The sequence below is a fragment of the Portibacter lacus genome (genome assembly GCF_021533215.1).
Lineage (GTDB): Bacteria > Bacteroidota > Bacteroidia > Chitinophagales > Saprospiraceae > Portibacter > Portibacter lacus.
Genome location: NZ_JAJNKA010000014.1, coordinates 19,206 through 42,669, shown reverse-complemented (window position 1 = coordinate 42,669; position 23,464 = coordinate 19,206). Strand labels below are relative to the sequence as shown.

At 36.1% G+C, this 23,464-nt stretch carries 21 protein-coding genes; 14 read left to right on the top strand and 7 right to left on the bottom strand.

What is annotated here, in order from left to right; translation table 11 throughout:
• Nucleotides 1–133 precede the first annotated feature (133 nt).
• Entirely contained in the window at nt 134–484 is a 351-nt protein-coding gene (locus tag L2586_RS19875; RefSeq protein WP_235294702.1) for a gamma-glutamylcyclotransferase family protein, read from the bottom strand.
• A gap of 623 nt (nt 485–1,107) precedes the next feature.
• Between L2586_RS19875 and kdsA the strand changes: the two genes are divergently transcribed.
• The 3 genes from kdsA to L2586_RS19860 are packed head-to-tail and all read left to right on the top strand — an operon-like array spanning nt 1,108 to nt 3,933.
• Nucleotides 1,108–1,926, top strand: a complete 819-nt coding sequence (kdsA, locus tag L2586_RS19870) for a 3-deoxy-8-phosphooctulonate synthase (protein WP_235294701.1) — start codon at nt 1,108–1,110, stop codon at nt 1,924–1,926.
• The gene (locus L2586_RS19865; protein ID WP_235294700.1) at nt 1,919–3,472 is read left to right on the top strand and encodes an NAD(P)/FAD-dependent oxidoreductase; all 1,554 of its coding nucleotides are present in this window, start codon (nt 1,919–1,921) and stop codon (nt 3,470–3,472) included. Before kdsA ends, L2586_RS19865 begins: the two co-directional genes overlap by 8 nt.
• Nucleotides 3,473–3,516: 44 nt before the next feature.
• Complete coding sequence (locus tag L2586_RS19860; RefSeq protein WP_235294699.1) at nt 3,517–3,933, top strand: DoxX family protein; 417 nt, start codon at nt 3,517–3,519, stop codon at nt 3,931–3,933.
• Between the two features lie 207 nt (nt 3,934–4,140).
• Here the strand turns inward: L2586_RS19860 and L2586_RS19855 are convergent, their stop codons facing one another.
• A complete protein-coding gene (locus L2586_RS19855) occupies nt 4,141–5,778 on the bottom strand; it encodes an ABC-F family ATP-binding cassette domain-containing protein (protein ID WP_235294698.1) in 1,638 nt (545 codons plus the stop codon).
• A gap of 255 nt (nt 5,779–6,033) precedes the next feature.
• On the opposite strand from L2586_RS19855, the gene L2586_RS19850 reads away from it, so the two are divergent.
• From L2586_RS19850 to L2586_RS19820, 7 genes are all read left to right on the top strand, one after another.
• Entirely contained in the window at nt 6,034–8,202 is a 2,169-nt protein-coding gene (locus L2586_RS19850) for a tail fiber domain-containing protein (protein WP_235294697.1), read from the top strand.
• Between the two features lie 131 nt (nt 8,203–8,333).
• Nucleotides 8,334–10,484 (top strand): sensor histidine kinase, encoded by a 2,151-nt coding sequence (locus L2586_RS19845; protein ID WP_235294696.1) that lies wholly within the window; start codon nt 8,334–8,336, stop codon nt 10,482–10,484.
• A gap of 3 nt (nt 10,485–10,487) precedes the next feature.
• Nucleotides 10,488–11,240 (top strand): LytR/AlgR family response regulator transcription factor, encoded by a 753-nt coding sequence (locus L2586_RS19840; protein WP_235294695.1) that lies wholly within the window; start codon nt 10,488–10,490, stop codon nt 11,238–11,240.
• A 300-nt stretch (nt 11,241–11,540) separates the two neighbouring features.
• Nucleotides 11,541–11,768 carry a VF530 family DNA-binding protein gene (locus L2586_RS19835; RefSeq protein ID WP_235294694.1) on the top strand — a complete coding sequence of 76 codons (228 nt, stop codon included), beginning with the start codon at nt 11,541–11,543 and terminating at the stop codon, nt 11,766–11,768.
• A 130-nt stretch (nt 11,769–11,898) separates the two neighbouring features.
• Entirely contained in the window at nt 11,899–12,633 is a 735-nt protein-coding gene (gene fabG, locus L2586_RS19830; RefSeq protein WP_235294693.1) for a 3-oxoacyl-ACP reductase FabG, read from the top strand.
• Between the two features lie 18 nt (nt 12,634–12,651).
• Nucleotides 12,652–13,116, top strand: a complete 465-nt coding sequence (locus L2586_RS19825; RefSeq protein WP_235294692.1) for a MaoC family dehydratase — start codon at nt 12,652–12,654, stop codon at nt 13,114–13,116.
• Nucleotides 13,117–13,267: 151 nt separating this feature from the next.
• Nucleotides 13,268–13,459, top strand: a complete 192-nt coding sequence (locus tag L2586_RS19820) for a cold-shock protein (protein ID WP_235294691.1) — start codon at nt 13,268–13,270, stop codon at nt 13,457–13,459.
• A 208-nt stretch (nt 13,460–13,667) separates the two neighbouring features.
• On the opposite strand, the gene L2586_RS19815 is transcribed toward L2586_RS19820, so the two are convergent.
• Nucleotides 13,668–14,624 (bottom strand): NAD(P)-dependent alcohol dehydrogenase, encoded by a 957-nt coding sequence (locus L2586_RS19815; RefSeq protein WP_235294690.1) that lies wholly within the window; start codon nt 14,622–14,624, stop codon nt 13,668–13,670.
• A gap of 270 nt (nt 14,625–14,894) precedes the next feature.
• On the opposite strand from L2586_RS19815, the gene L2586_RS19810 reads away from it, so the two are divergent.
• The 4 genes from L2586_RS19810 (at nt 14,895) to L2586_RS19795 (ending at nt 17,652) form a co-directional block, all read left to right on the top strand.
• Nucleotides 14,895–15,314, top strand: coding sequence for a DUF3010 family protein (locus tag L2586_RS19810; RefSeq protein ID WP_235294689.1), 420 nt, complete (start codon nt 14,895–14,897; stop codon nt 15,312–15,314).
• A 215-nt stretch (nt 15,315–15,529) separates the two neighbouring features.
• Nucleotides 15,530–15,976, top strand: coding sequence for an Hsp20/alpha crystallin family protein (locus L2586_RS19805; RefSeq protein WP_235294688.1), 447 nt, complete (start codon nt 15,530–15,532; stop codon nt 15,974–15,976).
• 57 nt (nt 15,977–16,033) lie between these two features.
• Nucleotides 16,034–17,491: a Do family serine endopeptidase gene (locus tag L2586_RS19800; RefSeq protein ID WP_235294687.1), complete on the top strand. Its 1,458-nt coding sequence runs from the start codon at nt 16,034–16,036 to the stop codon at nt 17,489–17,491.
• A gap of 17 nt (nt 17,492–17,508) precedes the next feature.
• The gene (locus L2586_RS19795) at nt 17,509–17,652 is read left to right on the top strand and encodes a hypothetical protein (protein WP_235294686.1); all 144 of its coding nucleotides are present in this window, start codon (nt 17,509–17,511) and stop codon (nt 17,650–17,652) included.
• A 96-nt stretch (nt 17,653–17,748) separates the two neighbouring features.
• Here L2586_RS19795 and L2586_RS19790 read toward each other — a convergent pair whose 3' ends face one another.
• The 4 genes from L2586_RS19790 to L2586_RS19775 all read right to left on the bottom strand — a co-directional run bounded on the left by L2586_RS19790 (nt 17,749) and on the right by L2586_RS19775 (nt 23,439).
• Nucleotides 17,749–19,944: a PepSY domain-containing protein gene (locus L2586_RS19790; RefSeq protein WP_235294685.1), complete on the bottom strand. Its 2,196-nt coding sequence runs from the start codon at nt 19,942–19,944 to the stop codon at nt 17,749–17,751.
• Between the two features lie 26 nt (nt 19,945–19,970).
• A complete protein-coding gene (locus L2586_RS19785; RefSeq protein ID WP_235294684.1) occupies nt 19,971–20,465 on the bottom strand; it encodes a DUF2271 domain-containing protein in 495 nt (164 codons plus the stop codon).
• Nucleotides 20,466–20,492: 27 nt separating this feature from the next.
• Nucleotides 20,493–21,992, bottom strand: coding sequence for an ankyrin repeat domain-containing protein (locus L2586_RS19780; protein ID WP_235294683.1), 1,500 nt, complete (start codon nt 21,990–21,992; stop codon nt 20,493–20,495).
• A gap of 136 nt (nt 21,993–22,128) precedes the next feature.
• Nucleotides 22,129–23,439, bottom strand: coding sequence for a hypothetical protein (locus L2586_RS19775; protein WP_235294682.1), 1,311 nt, complete (start codon nt 23,437–23,439; stop codon nt 22,129–22,131).
• Between the last annotated feature and the right edge of the window lie 25 nt (nt 23,440–23,464).

Below are 23,464 nucleotides of genomic sequence, written 5' to 3'. Positions count from 1 at the left end.
TAATTGTCATCGTTAAAATAAGCCGCAAAGGTAACATTTTGTTTTTGCTGTTCTAAGAACTCAATTAATATTAATTACATTTCGTTCCATGGAATTGGTTTTTAGATCAATTTATTCTACCAATTAAAAAGATTTATCGATGGGAATTCTCATAAGGCAACCATTCCTCAGAACTTATTAATTCAGTATTCCCTACAAATAGATAGGTATCAATGCTATAATCATCAACTTTCATCGTTATCCTTTCGAATTCCTCTCCTTCGTATTCGTCTAACCTAATGAGGTCATCTAATTCGATGTCTAGATAGAGTAATCCTTTAACTTGATGACCTTCTTCTCGCAGAATGCCGGGGTATTCTTTCCCAATCAATTTTTTTCTAGAAAAATTGTACAAGGTAAATGGCTTAGACTTGTAATCTTTAGCTACAATTGAATTCCAAACTTTAGAATTCATTAGTGTTCCATAAGTAAAAAGATGCTTCATAATCTCAATTAAAAACGGTTGTTACCTTTTTTTGCAAATATTTTCTTTCAGTGTAAGCTCTTTTAGTTTAAAATTGTTTAGCAAAATTTCAAAATAGAAGGATCAAATACATCTCAATCTTTCATGAATTGATTATTGTATAGTGCATAAGTTTTATAGTAGGCCTTCATTAGAGGCGAATGCAGTATACTCAAATTTTCTTACTACTCACGCTCCTGATGAAATATACACTACTAAATTATAAAATTCGTTCTCATTTCGGGCAAAATATGCAAATCAATTCTTGATATTCAGGATTATAATTATTCAGGTACTTGACCATAAATTGTAATATGTTTAAGATTAGGATTGTGTGGGTGAATGCTCATCAAGTGGTAGGTGCAAAAATCATTGATGGAACATTTATTTTGCTTTCTAAATAAAAAGAATTCGGAAGCCGAAATGTCGTCTTTTTTGCATTTGTATTTTATTTTGATGATTAATAAAAGATTCAAAACTTTTAGTTGATTGTAAATTAACCCCGAGAATACATCACTCTAAGTACATTTAATTCTAAGAAGGGTAGCGGAATTTCAAAAGACCATAAATCTTAACTACTTTTACCGCTTAATCTAATAACGAAAATGGCAATTAAAGTAGAATCACTATTGAATCAAACGCCAGATAACTTTTTCTTGATTGCTGGTCCTTGTGTAGTTGAATCAGAAGATCTTTGCATGGAGGTTGCAACGAAAGTAAAAGCGCTTTGTGAAGATTTTAAAATACCATATGTTTTTAAAGCATCTTACAGAAAAGCTAATAGAAGTAGAAGAGATTCATTTACTGGAATAGGAGATGAAACGGCCTTGAATATTATAAAAAAAGTAGGAAAGCAATTAAATTTGCCGACTACCACAGATATACACACGGATGAAGAAGCTGGATTGGCAGCGCAATACGTCGATATTCTTCAGATTCCGGCATTCTTATGTCGACAAACTTCCTTATTAGAGGCAGCGGCAGATACAGGTAAGATAGTCAATATTAAAAAAGGACAATTCTTAAATCATGCTTCCATAAGGCATGCGATGAATAAAGTAATCGAGGCTGGAAATCCAAATGTTATTTTGACAGAAAGAGGAAATAGTTTCGGATATCAAGATCTGGTCGTGGATTTTATGGGCGTGAAAGAAATGCAATCCATATGTGACGCAGTTGTAGTGGACTGCACGCACTCGCTCCAGCGACCGAACCAAGGCTCTGGAGTTACAGGAGGAAAGCCTGAATATATTGGTACGATGGCTAGTTGTGCAATTGCAGCTGGAGCCAATGGACTATTTATAGAAACACACCCAGATCCTTCTAAGGCATTGTCTGATGGAGCGAATATGTTAGCACTTGATAAACTGGAAAGTTTATTAGAGAAACTTGTAAGAATTAGAAGAGCGGTAATTAATGATTAAACAAATAGAAATAAAAATACTTCCCGAAGAGATTCAAGAAGAGGATAAACTTTACAAAATAGTAGCATCTAAAGTAAAGGTTGAATTTTCAAGAATACAAGCGATTGTGTTGGATCGAAAATCCATAGATGCGAGGGGAAGAAGACCTAAGTATGTGCTGAGGTACAATGTTTTCATCGATGAAAAACCACCAGAAGAAACTTCATTTTTAGGTTCATTAGGAAGTGTGAAGTCTAAGAAGACGGCCATCATTGTAGGTGCTGGTCCTGCTGGATATTTTGCAGCATTGGAAATGATTGCTTTAGGTATTAAGCCTATTGTGATAGAACGTGGAAAAGATGCACAAGCAAGAAGGAGAGATCTGAAAGCCATTCAGCAAGATGGTATTGTTAATCCCGATTCTAATTATTGTTTCGGTGAGGGTGGGGCAGGAACCTATTCAGATGGGAAACTGTATACCAGATCATTGAAAAGAGGGAATTATTTTAATGTCCTCAAAATTTTAGTGGAACATGGAGCAAGTCCAGAAATTCTACTCGATGCTCATCCACACATAGGATCTAATAAATTACCAAGGATCGTTGCAGAGTTAAGAGAAACGATAGAAACTTTTGGTGGAGAAATTCTCTTCGAAACTAAAGTCGTTGATTTTATCATCAAGGATGGCAAGATGAAAGGAGTGGTAGATCACAACGGCAAAGAATATGAAGCCAATGCAACAGTACTTGCAACTGGTCATTCCGCTCGTGATATTTACTATCTACTTCATCAGAAAGGTGTAAAAATTGAACCTAAAGATTATGCGATAGGTGTAAGGATAGAGCATCCTCAGGAACTAATAGATGAAATCCAATATGGATCTAAAGTTAGGCATGAAAACTTGCCAGCTTCTTCTTATAAGTTAGTTTGCCAAATTAAGGAGAAAGGTGTTTTCTCATTCTGCATGTGTCCAGGTGGATTAATTGTGCCAGCATCCACGGCTCCCGGCGAATTAGTGGTTAATGGGATGTCTCTTTCTAGAAGAGATTCGCCATTTGCAAATTCTGGATTTGTTACCTCAGTAACTAAAGATGATTTCTTTGACAAAACGGATAATGTATTCGCAGGCCTGGAGTTTCAACAGCAGATAGAAAAGACCTTTTTTAATGCAGGTGATGGAAGTCAGAAAGCTCCAGCTCAGCGGATGACAGATTTTGTAAATAGAAGAGAATCCATTGACCTAAATCCAACTTCTTATATTCCAGGAATTTATAGCGCTTCACTTCATAAGTTGCTACCAATTCATATATACGATCGACTTGCACAAGCTATCGAAGTATTCAAGTATAAACTTAATGGTTATTATACTGCAGAGGCTAATCTGGTAGGATTAGAATCGCGAACCAGTTCTCCGATTAGGATTCCAAGAAATAGAGAAACCTATATGCATGAGACTACTGAAGGCTTATTTCCATGTGGTGAAGGTGCTGGCTATGCAGGCGGTATACTTTCTGCAGCAATGGATGGTCAAAATGTAGCTCGAAAAATAGCTGAATATTATCAATAATTGTTTTATTTGCAACAATAACCTGCCACGTAAAAAAAGGAAATATGAAAGATGTCGCTGATTTAATCGGAAGAATATTCCTGTCCATGATCTTCTTTTTCGAAGCTTATGATTCTATAGCATTTTTTAAGCAAACAAAAAATACAATGACCGCGTATGGTCTAACATGGAATCAAGACATGTTGTTGTATGCTGTTATTTTTGTACTCGTTTTAGGCGCAACATTAGTCCTTATAGGTTATTACGCAAACTTGGGAGCCATACTGATTCTGCTGTATTGGATACCGATAACCTTTATTATTTTCTCTTTTTGGAATGATCCAGTAGAAGTGAGACGGATTCAGTCGATCATGTTTATGAAAAACATTGCAATCGTAGGAGGGTTGCTCTTACTCATTGTCAATGGGTCTGGAAAGTACAGTGTGAAACGATTAATATATCGACTGAAACTGCCTAAGTGATTTCATTGGAAGTCAGGAGTCTGAAGTCAGGAGTCTGAAGTCATTAGTCTGGAGTCAGGAGTCTGAAGTCATTAGTTTGGAGTCTATAATCTGTAGCTTGAAGTCTGGAGTCTGAAGTCATTAGTCAGGAGTCATTAGTCTCTAGTCTCAGGACTTAGGACTTAGGACTTAGAACACACGACCCAAGACTCACGACTCACGACTAAACTAAGCCATTAGGTCAATTTGTTTTAAGTTCTCAATTCTGTTCCTTGCCAAGAAATCATCGATTGTTTCAAAGTGTTCGATCACTCTTTTTTCTTTAAATTCGAATACCTTCTCAGATAATCCGGTTAAGAAATCCCGATCATGAGAAACCAAGATCAATGTGCCATCAAATTCTTTCAACGCCTCTTTAAGGATGTCTTTTGATTTGATATCCAGGTGGTTAGTCGGCTCATCGAGAATAAGGACATTAACAGGTTCAAGTAAAAGTTTAACCATGGCGAGTCTGGTTTTCTCTCCTCCAGATAGCACACTTACTTTTTTGTCAATGTCTTCCCCACTAAACATGAATCGACCTAGAATATTTTTAATTTGAGTTCTGATATCTCCCTTAGCCACCTCATCCACAGTCTGAAAAACCGTTAAATCAGGGTCTAACAATGAAGCTTGATTCTGTGCAAAGTATCCTACTTCCGCATTATGACCTAGCCCACATTCTCCTTCGAATTCTATTTCGCCCATTATGGCTTTGATCATGGTAGATTTTCCTTCACCATTTCTTCCTACAAATGAAACTTTTTGGCCTCTTTCGATGGACATATTAGCATCTTTAAATACCACGTGGTCACCGTATGATTTGGTAAGTCCTTTAGCTATAACTGGATAATCACCAGATCTTCGGGACGGCGGGAATCTCAATTTTAAAGAGCTATTATCAACTTCGTCTACTTCTATGATTTCAAGTTTTTCTAACATTCGCTCGACGGAAGATACTTGATTGGTTTTCGAATAGGTGCCTTTGAATCGTTCTACAAACCTTTCTTGTTCCGCAATAAATTTCTGCTGTTCTTTGAAAGCTTTAAGTTGATGCTGTCGGCGATCTTCTCTTAATTGTAAGTAATGTGAATAATTAGCCTTGTAATCGTAGATCTTACCCATCGTCACTTCGATGGTTCTGTTCGTAATATTATCAACGAAAGCTCTATCATGCGAAATCACAACCACCGCTTTTGCTTTATTAATCAAGAAATCCTCTAACCAGATTACGGATTCTATGTCAATGTGGTTCGTCGGCTCATCGAGTAAGATCAGGTCAGGTTTCTGAAGCAGAATTTTCGCTAGCTCTATTCTCATTCTCCATCCTCCACTGAATTCACTGGTCTGTCTGGTGAAATCAGTTCGCTTGAATCCAAGTCCCAGAAGTGCTTTTTCCACTTCTTTATCGTAGTTTACTTCTTCCATGGAATAGAACTTTTCTCCCAGGTCAGAAGCTTTCTCAATGATTTTCATGTAGTCTTCAGAGTCATAATCAGTTCTTGTAGACAATTGCTGATTTAGCGCTTCTAGCTCTGTTTTCATAGAGAAATAACCTCTGAAAGCCTTCATGGTTTCTTCGAAAACAGTACAGTCATCTTCCGTTAGTAGGTGTTGCGGAAGATAAGCGATGACGGCATCTTTAGGTGCATTGATTCTTCCACGAGTTGGTTTTTGTTCGCCAGCGATGATCTTCATCATCGTTGATTTTCCTGCACCATTTTTACCCATTAAAGCAATCTTGTCATTTTCGTTAATGACGAAAGCGACGTCACTAAAAAGTACTTGACCACTAAATTCGACTGCTATATTATCTACTGAAATCATATTGAAATATTTGAAGGTGCAAAAGTAGGAATTCTATTAGTTTATTCAACTTAAATAGGTTGATAAGTTTTGCTTGTCACTTTCTTAGTTCTAAGGAGTGTATTCATCTAAATGGTGAAATATGTTATGTTTTTAGAGAGCGTTTTTGATAGGAAAATCATTCAAAGCAATGAATTATCTTCTATAGGGCATTGAATACTCACTGGCTATATCATTTGAATCAAATGACGATTACATTTGCGCAAAATAATAAGGATGTGCAGGAATATATTTTTAGGCGTCATTTTACTTTTTTCCATTTTTAAATTAGGAGCTCAAAGTGTAGGAATCGGAATTGTTAACCCAGATGAGTCAGCAGCACTTCATATAAGTTCTGAAAACAAAGGGATTTTAATTCCCACCATGACTACAGCAGAAATGGATGAAATTGAATTCCCAGCAGATGGATTGTTAATATATAACACTACTACTTTATCATTTTGGTATAAGAGGAGTTTTATTGGATGGAAAGAAGTGAATCCAGTTTATGAAGATCACTTAGTTGATGATGATTTCGATACCGCAATTTCAGTAGATAGCAGTGGAGCAGATACAGATGTAATCAAGTTTAGACTAAGTAATAAAAATATAAATATTCGAAAGAATGTTTCAAATTTTTTGTCGTTGGAGTGGGAAGGGAATAATGAAAATATATTAATTGGTAAAAGTGCTGGTTCAGGTATTAATTTTGGTATTTCGAATGTGTATATAGGATCTAAAGTTGCATCCCGAAACTCAAGTGGAAGCCGAAATGTGATAATTGGTAATTTTGCAGGAGTTTCAGGATGGACAAATTATAATAATGTCATGGTAGGGGATTCTGCTGGACATGTTAATGAAGGAAACTACAATACATTTATTGGAAGATCATCAGGGATTAAAAATAGATCTGGTCTGTACAATACATTTTTAGGAAATCAAACAGGAATTAACAATGTAAATGGCGATAATAATGTATTTCTAGGATCCAGGGCTGGTTTCAGTAATGCTACTTCTGGAAATGTTTTTATTGGCACTGATTCTGGAAATAGAAATACAACTGGGAAAAAAAATATAAGCATTGGTACGAGTGCAGGTTATAGCAACCTGACGGGATATAACAATGTGATGTTAGGAGACTCGGCAGGATATCAAAACACAAGTTACAACAACACATATATAGGTGCAAATGCGGGTAAAAATTCAGCAAGTGGTTTCGGAAATACCATGGTTGGGTCCCTTGCTGGTGAGAAAAATGAGGAAGGCATATACAATACTGCTCTAGGACTTCATGCCTCTAATAAAAATCAATTTGGAAATAGAAACACAAATATTGGAGCTTTTGCAGGAGAATTTAATGAAACTGGACATTCGAATGTAAATGTAGGATACAATGCTGGTGTCCAAAATTCAGGAATAGGTCTAAATACTAATGTAGGAGCTTATTCTGGAAGATTTAATACTGATGGAGATAAAAATGTAAACATTGGTTATGAATCTGGAAGAGATAATTTAATTGGCTCTACAAATACAAATTTAGGTTACAGATCTGGAATGGAAAATCACGGCTCCACTAATGTATTCATAGGAGGAAATTCAGGACGTGATAATAATGGTGGAAGCGATAATGTTTTTATAGGATATGGGTCAGGATTCAATACTAAAGGCTCTAGGAATATCTTAATAGGTTTTGAAGCTGGAAAAAATGAACAAGGTTCAAATAAACTAATTATTGATAATTCAGATACTGCTACACCCTTAATCTATGGAGATTTTGATAGTAATGTCGTAGAACTAAATGTCAATGATAGCGATGGTGTAACTGGTGGTTTCCAAATTAAAAGCTCGAATCAAACCATGTTGTTTGATGGAAATGAAATTGATGTTGCAGAAGCCAACCTTCTTATGAATATGAATGTAGCCCATCATATTGTCACGGTGCAAGGTGGTGGGAATTTTGGCATCGGCAGAACACCAAGTACCAACAGGCTTGAAGTACATGGTAATGCTTCTAAAAGTTCTGCTGGCGACTGGCTTGCGAACTCAGATGCGAGACTTAAGAAAAACATACATTATTTAGAAAGTCAATCCATGTTACAGCAATTGCTATTAATGAAAGGTGTGACTTATGAGTGGAATGACACCAGATCGGATCAAGACCGACCCAAAGGAAAACAATATGGATTTATTGCTCAAGACCTTCAGCAAGTATGGCCGGAAAATGTTTCGGAGGACAGCGAAGGCTATCTGCAGACGGCCTATGGCACTTATGATCACCTCTATGTAGAATCAATAAAAGCATTAAACCAAAAGATAATAAACCAAGAAAACCAATTGAAGCATCAGGAGCAATTGCTCCAGGAATTAAAAGCGGAGATAGCCGATATTAAAAGAAATTTGGAGTAAAATCAAATTTGCTTAGATATGTCAGATATATCTTATATCTTTTTATCAAAGTAGTCGTTGAAATCACTTCAAATAGTTAGCTATTTAAGTGTTTTTGCCTCAGCTTTTTAAAGTTATAAAGAGATTTAAAATTGACATCAAAATACATATTTAAATTAGATTGTAGTTGGAGAAACACCCTTTCCATTTTACTTCTATCTTTCATTCTTAATATTGGCTTCTCCCAAATTCCTGAAAAATTAGATATGGAATGGTTTCCAACTGAAAATGCACCGGTTTTTCAGTATGTAACCGCTGTTGATAATGATGTCGATGGAAATCTTTGGTTTTCTTCCCTACGCGGCCTTTTCAAATTTGATGGTTATCAATTTAATCTATATGTGAATGATCCCAATGATCCTCACTCATTGGTTAATAATCGGGTTTTTAATACACATGTATCACCGGATAGCACTTTGTGGATTGCAGCATCTTATGGCGTTCAAGTGTATGATCCTCAGAAAAATATATTTGTTTCAAAATTGAATAAATATTCGAGTTCTCGGTCAGATATATATGACGTTGCATTCTTCGATATTGCAGATTTAGACGCAGAAAATCTATTGATAGCAACTAAGAAAGGAGTATTGGTTTACGATAAATTGCTGGACGAAGTAGAAGTCGTGGATAGTTTGCTGATGGAGAGTTTTAGAGACAATAGAGCATATTCGACCCACGTCTTTCGTATAGAGCCTGATAATGTAGATCAGGATATTTTGTGGTTGTTGACAAGGAGTGGGTTGTTTAAATATCATAAGAAAGAGCGAAAAGCGGAGCAAATAGAGGGCCCATATGATAGTAGGTTTTTTAATAATTCAGAAAGAGGATATTCGATGCAAATGTTAGGGAATGAAGTACTGCTGCATTCTTTACATAAGGAAGTTTATTCTTTTAATAAAGTTGATAAAACATGGAGGAATATACTACCTGGGAATGAAAGGTATATTCGAAATGTGTTAGCCATAAATAATGAATACGCCTTAATTATCTACTTAAATTACCCGCCGGAGATTATTGAGAATGAACAAAGTGAACTGGGCATTTTAGAGACTCGTTTCGATTCGGATTTACAAGAAAATCACTATAGCAAGTCGGGTCTTGATGCTAACGGTTACTTGATCAGCATTAATGGGACTAAAAAACTGATGAAAAGCAAGATGCCATTGGTTCCAAGCAATCGAGCGTTGAAATTAGAAAGTAAGCATTTAGCGGTGAATGGAGTGCACCAACAAACTTTCGATGAAAATTTAAAAAATTATGAAAGAGCACTTGATTTTCTGGTAAATCTAAATTACCCTAATCCGGCTGATTCCTTTCAGTATTATTACGCTTTGAATAACAAAGAAAAGTGGGTTAAGTTAGATGAAAGTCGAAAGGTAGCACTTGACCAACTCACTGCAGGTCAGTACGAGGTTTTTGCAAAAGCAATTTCCGCTGATATGGCAATCGAATCGAGGATCCTCACCTTCCGGATCGCACCTTATTTTTATGAGTCATGGTTTTTTCGAACTTTGGGTCTTGCTGGTTTAGGGATCATAGGCTTTTGTTTTTACTGGCAAATTAGGAAGCGTAAGAAGGATAAGGAAGATTTTGAAAACCAATTATTAGGCTTGCAGTTGAATGCTCTACGCTCGCAAATGAATCCACACTTTTTATTTAATTCTCTAAATTCAATTAAGAATTATGTAGTGAATAAAGGACCTGATGAGGCTGCTGATTATATTACCAGATTCTCTTTATTGATGAGGAAAATATTGGAGAATTCGAGGAAGGATATTTTGAGTTTGGAGCAAGAGATAGAAACATTGAAGTTGTATGTAGAGATGGAACAAATGCGGTTTAATTTCCAATTTGATTATGAATTTAACATTGACCCAGAAATCGATCTTAGTAATTTTAAAGTAGCGCCGATGTTACTGCAGCCATACATCGAGAATGCGATATGGCACGGGTTATTGAATAAAAAGGGGAAATGCAATCTGCAAATCGATTTCCTCGCACTTGATCAACATGTAAAATGTATCATTACAGATAATGGGGTAGGGAGGAAATCCGCGATAGACGCTAGAAAGCACAAGGGAAGTACTCGGGAATCCCTAGGGATGAAAATAACGGAAGACCGAATTCATAGTATTAATGCGTTGTACCATATAAAAGCTACTGCTGAAATAGAAGATTTGGTGGATTCACAAGATCAACCGATGGGAACAAGGGTCACTGTTTTTCTTCCTGAAATAAACTAACTTATGTTAAATGCGATAATTATAGATGATGAATTAAATTGTACGGAAGTGCTACAGTATGAATTGAATAGACTATCTGATACTGTTCACATTTTAGCCATGTACAATGATCCTGAAATTGCTTTGGTGAAATTACCAGCATTTGATGTAGATATTGTTTTCTTAGATATAGAAATGCCGGGCCTTAATGCCTTTCAATTATTAGACAGATTAGAATCGATAGATTTTCAGATCATATTTACAACAGCTTATGATCATTATGCATTAAAAGCATTTCGATATTATGCGGTAGATTATTTGCTTAAGCCTATAGATAAGGATGAGTTGAGCTCTGCAGTAGATAGAGTTGCCCATCAGAAAAGAGTGTGGGAGAAACGAATGCTTTCTGAGATACACAGCAAAATCAATGCTCCTAATACGATTTTTACTAAAATCACTTTGCCGACGCAGACAGGATATGTATTTGCAGAAATTTCTGAGATTGTTAGGTGTGAGGCTAATAGTAATTATGCGACTATATTTCTTGATGGAGAATCGAAAATTATTATTTCGAAACCATTGAAACATGTTCAAGAGCTTTTACAAGGGCATGGTTTTTTTCGTTGTCACCAGTCTCATTTAGTCAATTTGAATTTTATAAAGAAGTATGAAAAGAATCAAGGAGGATATATTGTGATGAAAAATGGGGATAAAATTGGGGTGTCACAAGGTAAGAAGTCAGCATTTGAGGCATTGCTTAAATCTGGATTACGGTAGGAAGTCTCGCGCTGAAGCACGAGGTCCATTGACATTCATAGTTCCAAATAGAAATGATATAAGGAGTATTAAAAGGAGCTCGGATTTTAATCCGAGAAGGAAAGAACGAGATCGAAGATCAAGAGAATTTCCAATAAAAACATCAGGAAGTCTCGCGCTGAAGCACGAGGTCCTTTAGAAATAGTAATTACAATGGGCAACTTGACAATGTTGTTAACAATGGCTCTCGGACTTTAACCCCGGAAATTCCCTCAATTTCAAATTATATCATACTTTTATGAATTCATCATTTAGACAAAAATGGAACCAGTAGAACAACCAAACAATCCACTTCACGGCGTGAAATTGCTCGATATGCTAGAATATCTTGTCGCAGAACATGGTTGGGAGAAGTTGCATAAGATGACATCCATTAACGTTTTTGGTTCACGCCCCACGATTAAGTCAGGGCTAAAAATGCTTCGTAAAAATACTTGGGCTAGAGAGAAGATAGAAGAGTTGTATGCAGAATCGTTTCGGAAGAAGTGATTAAATATCTAGCATTGACCTGCTAAAGACACTAAACTCCAATCTTCATTTCATTTAAAACTGATTGCAAACACCAGCCGCTGCTGTGAAAGCAAAAGTAAATCCTTACCTTTCTAGAAATACTTAATACATGTTTAATTTAAAAAATCAAGTTGCCATCGTAACTGGTGGAGCACGTGGAATAGGTGCAGGAATTGCGAAAGTGTTTATTGATGCAGGTGCCAATGTTATCCTTTGGGATGTTTTGGATTCTGGCCAACAAACAGCAGACGATCTGGGAGACAAAGCGACCTTCAGAAAAGTGGATGTGACGAATTCCGACTCAGTAGAAGAAGCCGTTAATGAAGCCATCGAAGACCATGGAAAAATTGACATCCTTATTAATAATGCAGGAATTATAAGAGATAAAAGTTTTTCGAAAATGACTTTCGAGGAATGGAATGCAGTGATTAATGTTAATTTAAACAGCCTTTTTATCGTCACAAAACTGGTCTTACCACATATGAAAGCTGCAAAGTATGGTCGGATTATCAGCGCTTCATCCGTAAATGGAAGTGCTGGAGCTTTCGGACAGACGAATTATGCAGCAACTAAAGCTGGAGTTCAAGGTTTTACGCGTTCACTGTGCAAGGAAGTTGGAAAATATGGAATAACGGCTAATTGCGTAGCACCTGGGTTTATAGCCTCTGATATGACAGCAAGCATGCCACAAGATGTGATCGACCAGGGCATTAAGCAAATTCCTGTGGGTAGAATTGGTACGCCGGAAGATATGGGTTACGCTTATTTGTTTCTTGCATCTAAAGAGGCAAGCTTTATTAATGGGATTACTTTACATGCTAATGGTGGCTCCTATGCCATTTAATAAATCAAGAATTAAAAGATGATTACGACAAAATTCGAAAGCTTATCAGAGATGAAAAACTTCCTAGGAAAGGAAATTGGGGTCTCAGATTGGTTTCAAATTACCCAAAAACAGATCAATGCTTTCGGAAAAGTGACATTTGACGAGCAATGGATTCATACAAATCCAGAAAAAGCGAAAAAAAATTCTCCCTATGGTGAACCGATCGCTCATGGCTTTCTAATTTTAAGTTTGATCCCTAAGTTTTTGACAGAAACGATATCTTTTGCAAATGTAAAAATGGGTATTAATTACGGTATGGATAAGGTGCGATTTATGAATGCAACTCCTGTCAATGCTAGAATAAGAGCAAGAATTACATTAGCTGAAGTGTCCGAAATTAGTGGAGGGGTTAAGTATAAAACAGAGGTCGTATTAGAGTTGGAAAATGTAGAAAAACCAGCGTGTTATGCCGAAATGATAGCCATTATGCTTGTTGAATAAAGACAATAATAGAAAGAAATAAAATTAATTTAAAATAAAAAGCAATAATGGGAACTAGAATATCATTATATTTGTCTTAGTAAGTGTAGTGGACGGTGATCTACGTTTGAACATCGGTAGACTACAATAATAATTTATAATATATATACAAATGAGTAACGGTACAGTTAAATTTTTCAACGAATCAAAAGGATTCGGTTTTATTACTCCAGATGGTGGAGGTAAAGATGTTTTTGTTCATGTTAATGGACTTACAGATTCTATTAACGAAGGTGACAAAGTCAGCTATGATGTAGAAGAAGGAAGAAAAGGACCTAATGCAGTTAATGTTACAGTAGTGTAATTTTGCATTCTGTCTTTTAAGACATATAGGCCTGTCAACTTAGTTGACGGGCTTTTTTTTGCCCTTTCCTTTTTTTAGGTCAATGTGATCTCGCTGGAAACAAGCAAGCACTTTGCAGATTGATCTAACATTTACCTAGAAAATAATTCTTTTCCATTGGAGCAAGCCTTGTATTTCTTAAAGCGGCCTACTTTCAATCGAAAAATCATTAGTTTACTTCACCAATATTAATAACTACGTTTCCCGTTTTTTGACCTGAAGCAACATATTGATAAGCATCCATTATATTTTCTAATGGATACCTTCTGTCAATGATAGGTTTATATTTCCCTTCAGATAGTAAGTTCTTCATAATTTCTAGAGTTTTAAGCTTGTTTTTTGGAATAGGAAAAGAAACACGTTTATTTGTCAATGCTAGCCATAAGTTGATACTGTTATTCCCTAGTTCACTGGAAATGTAGCGTCCATCCGAAGCAAGAATTGATTTGCAACTTTTAAACGAACTTTTGCCTACTGCATCGAGAATATATTTGTATTCGATTTGCTGCTGAGTGAAATCTTCTTTTAAGTAATCTATGATTTCATCTACACCGTAAGAATTGATCAAAGGAATGTTTTTCGTATTGATGACGGCAGTGACATGGGCTCCTTTATTTTTTAGAAGTTGTATTAATGCAGAACCTATTCCTCCAGTTGCGCCATTCACTAGGACTTTATCGCCGGGCTTTACATCGATATAAGAAAGCATATTAATGGCATAATGTGGACCTTCGCAACTTGCCGCGGCAGTTTCGAAACTTACATTTTCTGGTTTGAAAGTAATTTTCCCATCTTCTTTTAATAGTAAATATTCAGCTTGGGAGCTTATGATCGAGTCATCGAATCCAAAAACGTGATCACCAATTTTAAATCTGGAAACTTCTGGTCCTATTTCTACTACGATTCCTGAGAAGTCAGTTCCAGGAGTCTTTTTCTTTGGATTTGGAAATCCAGCAACCATTCTATTAATGTAGGGCTTTCCAGTAGTCATGGCAACATCTGTCCGATTCACCGTTGTACAGATGACTTTGATGAGGATTTTTTTCTTACTGGGCTTTGGTTTTGGAAGCTCTACTACAGAAATAATTTCTGAACTTCCGTATTTAGAATGGTAGGTAGCCTTCATAGTTTTAATTTAAGTAAAAGATAAACTAGTTTATGGTATTTGTAGAGTGATTTATACGAATGATTCGAATTTATATATTAACGAATTAGGTCTTCTAGGGTGGCTTATCGTGTGTATGAGTCGTGAAGTTTTTATAATCAACCTAGATCGCTATGCAAGTTCTTTTGCTTTTAGCCTTCTCACATAGTTAGACTAAAAATGACTGATCTAGAGGCTTCGTAAAAACTCATATTCTATTTTTTTGCATCTTGTGTTCTCAATTCTATTAATATGAAAGTTTGCGGTATAGATTTAAAAGGCAATGATGCAGTTCTAGTTTGCTTAGAAGGTAACATTGATGACCATCATTTGATTATAGAAGAAGTCAGGAAAATCAAACTTGGCGATGCTCTAGACCAAAAATCTGTCATTGAATTTTCCGAGAATATAAAATCCTTTCTGGAAGAAAATGAATTTGATGCAGTAGGAATAAAAGCTCGTGCTACCAAAGGAAGATTTGCAGGTGGATCTGTTTCATTTAAAATGGAAGGCATTATTCAGACATCTTCTGCGGCGGTGGAAGTGATTCATGCAGCAACCATTAAGGCTGCTCTAAAATCATTAGACACATCAGCAATCTCTAGTCAAATCAAAGCCTACCAAAGTGATGCTTATTTAGCTGCAGCATATTTGCTTAAGCCTAAGAAGTAAATTCCTGGTTAATTTAAATTCTTGTGTTTAGAGGACTTCATCTAAAGTTTTATGTCCACAATTTTATGTGTCAACTGAAATTTTGACAGCTTAAAAGTAAAATTGACATATATTTTATTAACAAATATTTAATACTGTCAGGTTTAAACAAGTGGAACAGAAATTGCGTTTTTATAAGTGATATTATTATTTATTTAACCAATAAATTTTGAGTTATGTTACCAGTAAAAAGGAATTTATTTCCGACCGTCTCAAGATTTTTTGACGATGATTGGAAAAACTTATTTGAATGGTCTAATAGCGACCTTGCATCTAGAAATCTTAGTATGCCAGCAGTCAATATTCATGAAAGAGAAGATGAATTTTGCGTAGAAATGGCAGCTCCTGGATTATTAAAAGAGAACTTTAAGGTCTCTTTAGATAAGAATTATTTAACCATCAGTTATCAGGAAGAGTCCGATTCCGAGGAAGGAAATGAAAATGGTCAATACCTGAAAAAGGAATACAATTATGCATCATTTAGTCGTTCATTTCACTTGAACAAGGATGTTGTGGATGATAACAATATCGATGCAAAATATGAAAATGGAATTCTAAAAATATCCATTCCAAAAAGGGAAGAAGCTAAGTCCCATCCTCCAAAAACGATAGAGATTTCTTAAGAAATTATCTGGGCAGTGAAATGCTGCCCTTTTTCAAAACATATAAATTAATAAGAAATGAGTAAAAATATTCTGTATTCAGGCCTTATTGCCATGCTCGTTAGTATAATGACGATTGGAACATTTAAGGTCTTGGATAAAAGTGAGAATGGTATCACCATTGAACACGTTAACAAAACACCTTCATCAAGTGCTGTATATACGCTTGATGAAAATGATAAAATCGTCCCTTTGGATTTTACAAAGACTGCTGAAAAGGTCATTGATGCAGTGGTTCATATTAAGTCAACCCAGTTGAGTAGCGCTTCTCAGCAATATGGCTTCCAAGAGCAACAAATTCCAGAGCCTTTCAGGCATTTTTTTAGAATGCCACAGAATGGGACTCCGCTTCAGCCACAAGCACGTGTGGGAACTGGTTCTGGTGTGATCGTTGGGTCGGATGGATATATTATGACGAACAATCACGTTATTGATAATGCGCAAGATATAGAAGTTGCACTCCATGATAATAGAACTTATAAGGCAGTCCTAATCGGCACTGATCCGACGACGGACTTGGCACTTTTAAGAATCAAAGAAGAAAATTTGCCAACTATTCCATTTATTAATTCTGATGAAATAAAGATCGGTGAATGGGTCATGGCAGTAGGAAATCCATATAGCCTTAATTCTACGATTACGGCTGGTATCGTGAGTGCAAAAGGTAGAAATATTAATATTCTAAAGGAGAAATATGCGGTTGAAGATTTCATTCAGACAGATGCAGCTATTAATCCTGGAAATAGTGGTGGCGCACTGGTCAATCTGGATGGCGGCTTAGTCGGTATTAATACAGCGATAGCGAGTCCGACAGGTTCATACAGTGGTTATGGATTCGCAGTTCCGGCTAATATTGTAATAAAAGTGATGGAAGATTTAATGAGGTATGGTGCGGTGCAGCGAGGCGTTCTAGGTGTAATGATTAGGGATCTGGATGGAAATTTGGCCAAAGAAAAGCAAATCGACTTGCTTAAAGGTGTCTACATCGATACGCTCATGGAGAATAGTGCCGCAGAAGAAGCTGGATTGAAACCAGGAGACGTCATTGTTAAAGTAGATAATACTGAAATCAATTCATCTCCAGAACTTCAAGGCATGATTGCAAGACATCGCCCTGGTGAAAAAGTAAGAGTGACCGTGAATAGAAAAGGAAGTGAGAAAGAGTTTGATGTTTTATTAAGAGATAGCAAAGGTGGAACAGAGATCGTTTCGAAGGAAAATGTTGAAGTGCTGAAGGTATTAGGAATTGATCTTAAAGAAGTAGATGAGGGGATTAAAGTTGAAAAAATCTATCCAGGGAAGATTGGTAGAGAAACACAAATGAGAGATGGTTTCATCATCCAAGAAGTCGATGGCAAGAAAATTAAATCTAAGAAAGAACTGATTAAGATATTTGAATCTAAGAAGGGAGGAGTCATGCTTTCTGGGATTTACAAAGATATTCCTGGAGAATATTTTTATGCTTTTGGATTGTAAAAATAATAACGAAGATTATGGAAAATATTAGAAATTATCCTGACGGAATGGAAATAGAGGAGGTAGAAGAGAGGGACGGAAAGTATTTAATGAAGTTTCCATTTTTGGAAGTACCGGTAGAAGTAGGACAGAATTTCTACAAGACTTTTTTCGAAAATTAAGTGATTTTTGATTTGTTTTACTAGAGGTCTGCAAGTTTTGCAGGCCTTTTTTATGCTATCATTTTATTGCTTGTTGTATAATGGTGGATGAGGTTGCTAATAGCAGTCTGTAAGAATCTGATGATTAGCTTGATAGTATTCAATATTATGCTTGTTAGCATTTTTACATGCATCAGCTATCAGTTTAAGAACATCATTTTGCATATTAATCGCACCGCATATCATGATGACACCACCGTTGTTCAAGGTTTCAACAAGATATTCAAGTTCTGGCTTGATCAAATCTTGTACATATTTAAGCTCACCATTTTCTCTTGAATATGCTAATTCGAATCTAGATAGCTTATCAGTATCCATCGCATCTTGTACCCAAGCTTGGTATATGCTAAATGAATCTTCCGTTCGGCCTCCCCAAAATAAGGTGGTCTTCACTTTCTTTGTATTGTGTTGGAGCATTCCGATGAAAGGTGCGATGCCCGTACCATTAGAAAGCAGAATGACCTCAGATGCTGTGCTTGGGAAGTGAAAGTCTTTATTTTTCTTGATGAAACCTTCGAATTGTTCACCGATGCTTAAGTCATTTAGATAATTAGAGCACAGCCCTAATTCGTGCCTTTTGATACTCAACAATATTTTGCGGGGAGCTGTTTTTGCAATGGAGTACCAACGAATAGCTGAATCTTGCGAAGGTTGCAATCCAAGTAAATCACCTGATTGGAAGTTGTTGAATTTAGCTTCTACGTGTAAGGTGAATGTGTCATTATATTCATCTTGGACGCTATTCTTTTCTAGGATCTTAAATGGGCTTAGTTTTTCTTTTTTACCACCGAGGGATTCGGGGAGTTGTAGGTTTAGGTCTTTAGTTTTTGCCCAGTTTGTTGCCCAGATATTAAACTCAGCATAGTCCTGATTGTGAATGAAGGAGATCGGAAGGGTAGGGCTGTAATTTTGATACTTAGTTAAAGCTTTATCGATGTCTTTTGCAAATTGGCAGAAGTTGTCATATGCATGAGAACCAAATCCTACGATGGAATAATCAATATGTTGTGAATGATTTATTTCTTTCAGTAATTCCAGAAATCGGTCAGCATTCGAAGGAGGATCTCCTTCTCCATAAGTAGACGTTAAGATAATCAGGCTCTTCATGCTTCGATATTCCCGATAATTATTTAACTCGTCTAAGTATACTTTCTTTTTTAGCTTTAAAAGTGCTTGCTGAAGGAGTATTCCTTTTCTTTTCGTTCCTCCATTTTCTGAACCAATTAAGATAATGACTGAAGCTTCTTCTGGAGAGTATTTATTTTTGATAGATGTTCGTAGTCGTTTAAAGCTAATGACAGCTCCAGAGTATAAAAAGAAAAGAATGTTTAACGATGCAATTCCGAGAATTATTGACCACAAAATACTTCCATTTCCAGTGTGCAAATTGAAACTTAGTTTCTGTAAAGTTTCTGAAAATGGATATTCGATTTCCTCAATGATTGCCCCAGAATACTGATGTACTTTTACCGATTTCGAGTGTAGGTCAAGGATGTAGTAATCCTCTTCATCTGAAGAAAATGGGAATTCTAGTTTACTTATTTCTTGTAAAGTCAGCTGGTTAAAAAGATCGATTTTGGTATTTTCTAGATCTATTTCTTGGGTGCTTTCGAAAATCCTAGATTCTAATGTTTTTTCAGGAATAAGTTCGAAGCGATATAATGAGAGATAAACTCCAGTCAAGCTAATAATGATGATCGGAATTAAGGAAAGTCTTCCAAAAATTACATGATAATATTGGTAGAAATCATCTTTAACAATTTTAGCAAACAACTTTTTGAAGCCCTTTTGTCTTTTGATCAAGAGGATTGTTCCTGTAATGGAAATCAGAAATAAGAAGAAGGAAGCGATGCCGATGAAAATTCGACCAGGTGTCTTTAGAAATAAGGATCTGTGAAAGTTGGTCGTCCACTCGAATAGCGGCTTCTTCTTTGGAATATCACCTATCTTATCACCATTGAAAGGGTTTATATAGAATTCTCCACTGAGCTCATCTTCCATGCTGAAAACGGAAGCTTTTACAAAATGGTTTTTATTGATTTCAATGTCGATGACCTCTTCATAATTATTCTTAAGGCTATCGATTAATTGAGATAGTGGAAGGTCTTCCATACCAGCTACCTTGAATGGCTGCAGCTCAGTACTTATTGGTTCGAATGCCAGAATTACTCCAGTGATAGATGCGATAATGATAAAAAGAGAAGAAGATATAGCCAACCCAAAGTGGCTATATCTCCAGATATTTTTTAGCATTCTATTTGATTTTCTTTAGACTGCAATTATTTATTAGCTATCAACCTTACATATCGAATGTAGCCCTTCCCTTCGAATTTCCCACTTAAGGTTTCGGTGGTCAATGGTAATTGCAGGTCTTCTTCATGGTAATCTTGATGCTCTACAGAGGTTTCAAATCTTAAGAAATTTCCTGAATCAACTAACGAATTATCGATTTCTAGTGGGAAAATAGATCTTTCTCCTCCTGCTATTGTTGCACCAGTGATGCCATCTATCGGTGTCTGACGGTCAGAACTATGGAATTGCCACCATGCTGGAATGTCTGGATACCACTCCTTATCGTCACCGAGGACATGTAATGTTTTAAGGTAGTTTTTATCTTTGTCTAATACAGAAACCACTATATATGCGCCTTCACCAGTATAATTGGTTAACTGGATCATACACTTGTATTTTTGACTATCACCTGCTGGATTGATCATCACAAATGAAGAAAAAATCAAGATGCTTAGTATAGGTATTATATATTTCTTTAACATGTTAATATTTGATATTCAGTTATCTAATTATTTTGATTTCAGGAAGTTTAAGTCCATTCCATTTTTAGAAAGCGCTTCATTTTCATTTGCTAAGTCATAGGCACTTTCTTCGAATTCAGTGAGAATGTTTTTATCTGCACCTTTATCTAAAAGTAGATTTAGTAGTGCTTGATCATGAGCTTTCATGGCTGCAAGGTGCAATGCTGTCAGTCCGTTATCATTCTGTGCATTGATATCAGCTCCACTTATCAGTGCTTTCTCTAATAAAAATTTGCTACCCTTGTCCACTGCTATATGAATCAAAGTATTTCCACCTTCGAACTGATCAGAGAAGGAAAGTCCATTTGATTTAAAAGTTTGATAGAATCCCTCAAAATCATCTTGGTTTCTAGGATTATAAGATTGAAATAAATGATAGACTAAATTGTTACTTTTATTATCCATCACCTTAAGATCAGCACCATTTTTAACAAGCAGATCATACATTTCTTTTGACCCACGAATCACAGCATATACTAAAGCTGAATTTCCTTCCTTATTTACCTGGTTGACATTTTTCACGAAAGGCATAAACTTATTCACTGCAACTAAGTTACCTGCTTCTGCAGCATTAAGAAAGGCAGTGTTTCCAGATTGATCTATTTGATTTACGTTCACACCATTAGTAATGAAGTAATCTAATACGGCTTCATCTTTAGCAGTTTTGGCAACATTATGAAGTGGAGTTTTTCCTTCCCAGTTCACGATATCAACCTCCATTCCTAGTGATGCCAAATATTTGTACGTTTCAACAGTATTGCTAAAGCCTCTTCCTCCTTCCGTTGCAAACATCAGTGCATTTTCACCCTTGTCATTTAAAGAAAGATATTCTAATTTATCGTCAATTAGGATTTTCATTAACTCCGAGTTTCCCTTCTTAGCAGCATAATTAAAAATCCCATTTCCGAAGGAATCCTTAGAGTGAATATCTACCCCTTTATTTTGGAAGTATTTGATTAAAGACTTGTCTTTAACTGAACCTGCTAATATATGCAGAACGTTCGCTCCAGACCGATTCGTTGATTTCGCAGATATACCTTTACTGATGAGCATGTCATATAGTCCTGTATCTGTCTGACCTGCCGCAGCGGCAAATGTTAATGCATTGTATCCATGTGAATCAACCACTTTCGGATCTCCACCTTTTTCAAGTAAATATTTAACCAGTTCTTTGTTTCCTGTTCTAGCTGCCCAGATCAAGTAGTTCCTGCTATCATGAGTTTTCTTGTTGATGTCATTACCAGGAATGTCCAATAAAAACTGAATGATATCCATAGAAGCGCCAGTGTTAATCGCGTTGGTAACTGCATCGAATGCATTATCATTCAAAGCAACAGGATCATTTCCAGCAGCTATTTTTTCTTTAACAGACGCAAGCGTAGGGGCATTGCTCCAGAAAGATCTTTCATGCAAGACGTTTTCGCCCTGCGCACTTATGTTAGAAGCAAATAATGCTATACAGAAAAGATTAAAAATTACTTTTTTCATTATTTTGAATTTCTGAAAAAATGGAAGCCCACCTGGACCTTGACCTGCTCTTAATTAGGGTGCTTAAAAGTGTGTTATAGTCAGGATCTTAAACAGTAAGCTTCCAATTTATGTGTTTGAAAATTTGTTTCGTTAATTAATATATTCCGATATAAGTAGCATCTGCTAATGACTGCAAGGTGCTACCAATTGTGAATCCATCAGGGCTTGTAGATTTTGTATCAAAAATATAGACATAGCCTTCTTCGCCTAGAGGAGTGATTGCCATGTAAAATTTATCGCCATCTACGACACCATTTTGGTATTGTTGTAGCCATAGATTTTCAGGTAAGTTTATCTTTACTGCGGTATTATTTCTGAGATCGATTCGCGCTAGTGACCATACATTATCTCCTAATCCGCCTTCATCAGATCTTGCATATGGAACATATCCGATTCCATCTCCAACGTAAAACCAACCATTTGCCATAGTATTTTCTCCTAGCAATTCAGATAAGTTGAAGTCAAAGCTCTCATCGTAAGCTCCATCTTTAATTTTTAAAATGTGTGTATCATAAGTGTTATCAGGAACAGTGATAATTTGATAAATATCTCCTTCTTCATCTAGGTGGGCAACTGGAGTTCTGTAACCATTTGTAGCTCCTTTCGCACCTCCTACATTCGTAGAGATAATCTTAGGATTTGTCAATGCTGGGTAGTCTACTACGATTGTTTCTACATTTTTATAAGAAGCATTGATCCTTTCTGTTGGATCTAAAGGATTGTATCCTCTTTTCGCAAGACCATAATAAGCTTTGTCACCTGCGATGATCGGTGCATCTACTCGGAACACATAATCAAATGTTCCTTCATCCACACCACTTACTGGAATGGTGAATTGCTCCACTGTTCCAATCTCAAGGTTTTCTAAATTAACAGACATGATTCTTAAGGTTACATCTGTTCTGATATAATTATCTAAAGAATCATATACTCGGACAGCATTTCCGCCGTCAGCATATTGGATAGACGCATAATTTTCACTCGCTTTCGTCCATCTAGGGAATGCAGTTCCCATAGCAAACTCTACATTTTTTTCTGCTAGTTGAGTGAAATCTTGACCACCATCTACTGAAAATTTGTAAATTCTACCTCCACCATAGTCTAGATTGTAAAGGAATTTTCCATCCTCAGATGTGAAAATTCTTGCTGTTCTAGTAGATGGAATTTCATATCCAAAGCCATTGAAATTAATATCGATATCACTCAATTGATCGAAGGTCTGGGTATAAACTTTTGCAGGATTACTTCCAGAACCAACAGAAATAGCAACGGTTAAGTTTCTATCTTCTGAGCCTGGATTTTCAGTCTCATCTATGATTGGGTCAACTTTGTCGCACGAGATTGTTGTGATGCTAATCAACAATACGGCGGCTAAAATTTTGGTAATATTATTTAATAGGTTCATTTCTGAATAAATTTTTATGTTGTTT

Bases quoted from the DNA above. Each gene is read 5' to 3' on its own strand.
- L2586_RS19810 (WP_235294689.1), top strand. From the start codon at position 14,895: ATGAAAGTTTGCGGTATAGATTTAAAAGGCAATGATGCAGTTCTAGTT.
- L2586_RS19775 (WP_235294682.1), bottom strand. From the start codon at position 23,439: ATGAACCTATTAAATAATATTACCAAAATTTTAGCCGCCGTATTGTTG.
- L2586_RS19855 (WP_235294698.1), bottom strand. From the start codon at position 5,778: ATGATTTCAGTAGATAATATAGCAGTCGAATTTAGTGGTCAAGTACTT.
- L2586_RS19790 (WP_235294685.1), bottom strand. From the start codon at position 19,944: ATGCTAAAAAATATCTGGAGATATAGCCACTTTGGGTTGGCTATATCT.
- L2586_RS19780 (WP_235294683.1), bottom strand. From the start codon at position 21,992: ATGAAAAAAGTAATTTTTAATCTTTTCTGTATAGCATTATTTGCTTCT.
- L2586_RS19795 (WP_235294686.1), top strand. From the start codon at position 17,509: ATGGAAAATATTAGAAATTATCCTGACGGAATGGAAATAGAGGAGGTA.
- kdsA (WP_235294701.1), top strand. From the start codon at position 1,108: ATGGCAATTAAAGTAGAATCACTATTGAATCAAACGCCAGATAACTTT.
- L2586_RS19785 (WP_235294684.1), bottom strand. From the start codon at position 20,465: ATGTTAAAGAAATATATAATACCTATACTAAGCATCTTGATTTTTTCT.
- L2586_RS19875 (WP_235294702.1), bottom strand. From the start codon at position 484: ATGAAGCATCTTTTTACTTATGGAACACTAATGAATTCTAAAGTTTGG.
- L2586_RS19835 (WP_235294694.1), top strand. From the start codon at position 11,541: ATGGAACCAGTAGAACAACCAAACAATCCACTTCACGGCGTGAAATTG.
- L2586_RS19865 (WP_235294700.1), top strand. From the start codon at position 1,919: ATGATTAAACAAATAGAAATAAAAATACTTCCCGAAGAGATTCAAGAA.
- L2586_RS19850 (WP_235294697.1), top strand. From the start codon at position 6,034: ATGTGCAGGAATATATTTTTAGGCGTCATTTTACTTTTTTCCATTTTT.
- L2586_RS19800 (WP_235294687.1), top strand. From the start codon at position 16,034: ATGAGTAAAAATATTCTGTATTCAGGCCTTATTGCCATGCTCGTTAGT.
- L2586_RS19825 (WP_235294692.1), top strand. From the start codon at position 12,652: ATGATTACGACAAAATTCGAAAGCTTATCAGAGATGAAAAACTTCCTA.
- L2586_RS19815 (WP_235294690.1), bottom strand. From the start codon at position 14,624: ATGAAGGCTACCTACCATTCTAAATACGGAAGTTCAGAAATTATTTCT.
- L2586_RS19840 (WP_235294695.1), top strand. From the start codon at position 10,488: ATGTTAAATGCGATAATTATAGATGATGAATTAAATTGTACGGAAGTG.
- L2586_RS19860 (WP_235294699.1), top strand. From the start codon at position 3,517: ATGAAAGATGTCGCTGATTTAATCGGAAGAATATTCCTGTCCATGATC.
- L2586_RS19820 (WP_235294691.1), top strand. From the start codon at position 13,268: ATGAGTAACGGTACAGTTAAATTTTTCAACGAATCAAAAGGATTCGGT.
- L2586_RS19805 (WP_235294688.1), top strand. From the start codon at position 15,530: ATGTTACCAGTAAAAAGGAATTTATTTCCGACCGTCTCAAGATTTTTT.
- fabG (WP_235294693.1), top strand. From the start codon at position 11,899: ATGTTTAATTTAAAAAATCAAGTTGCCATCGTAACTGGTGGAGCACGT.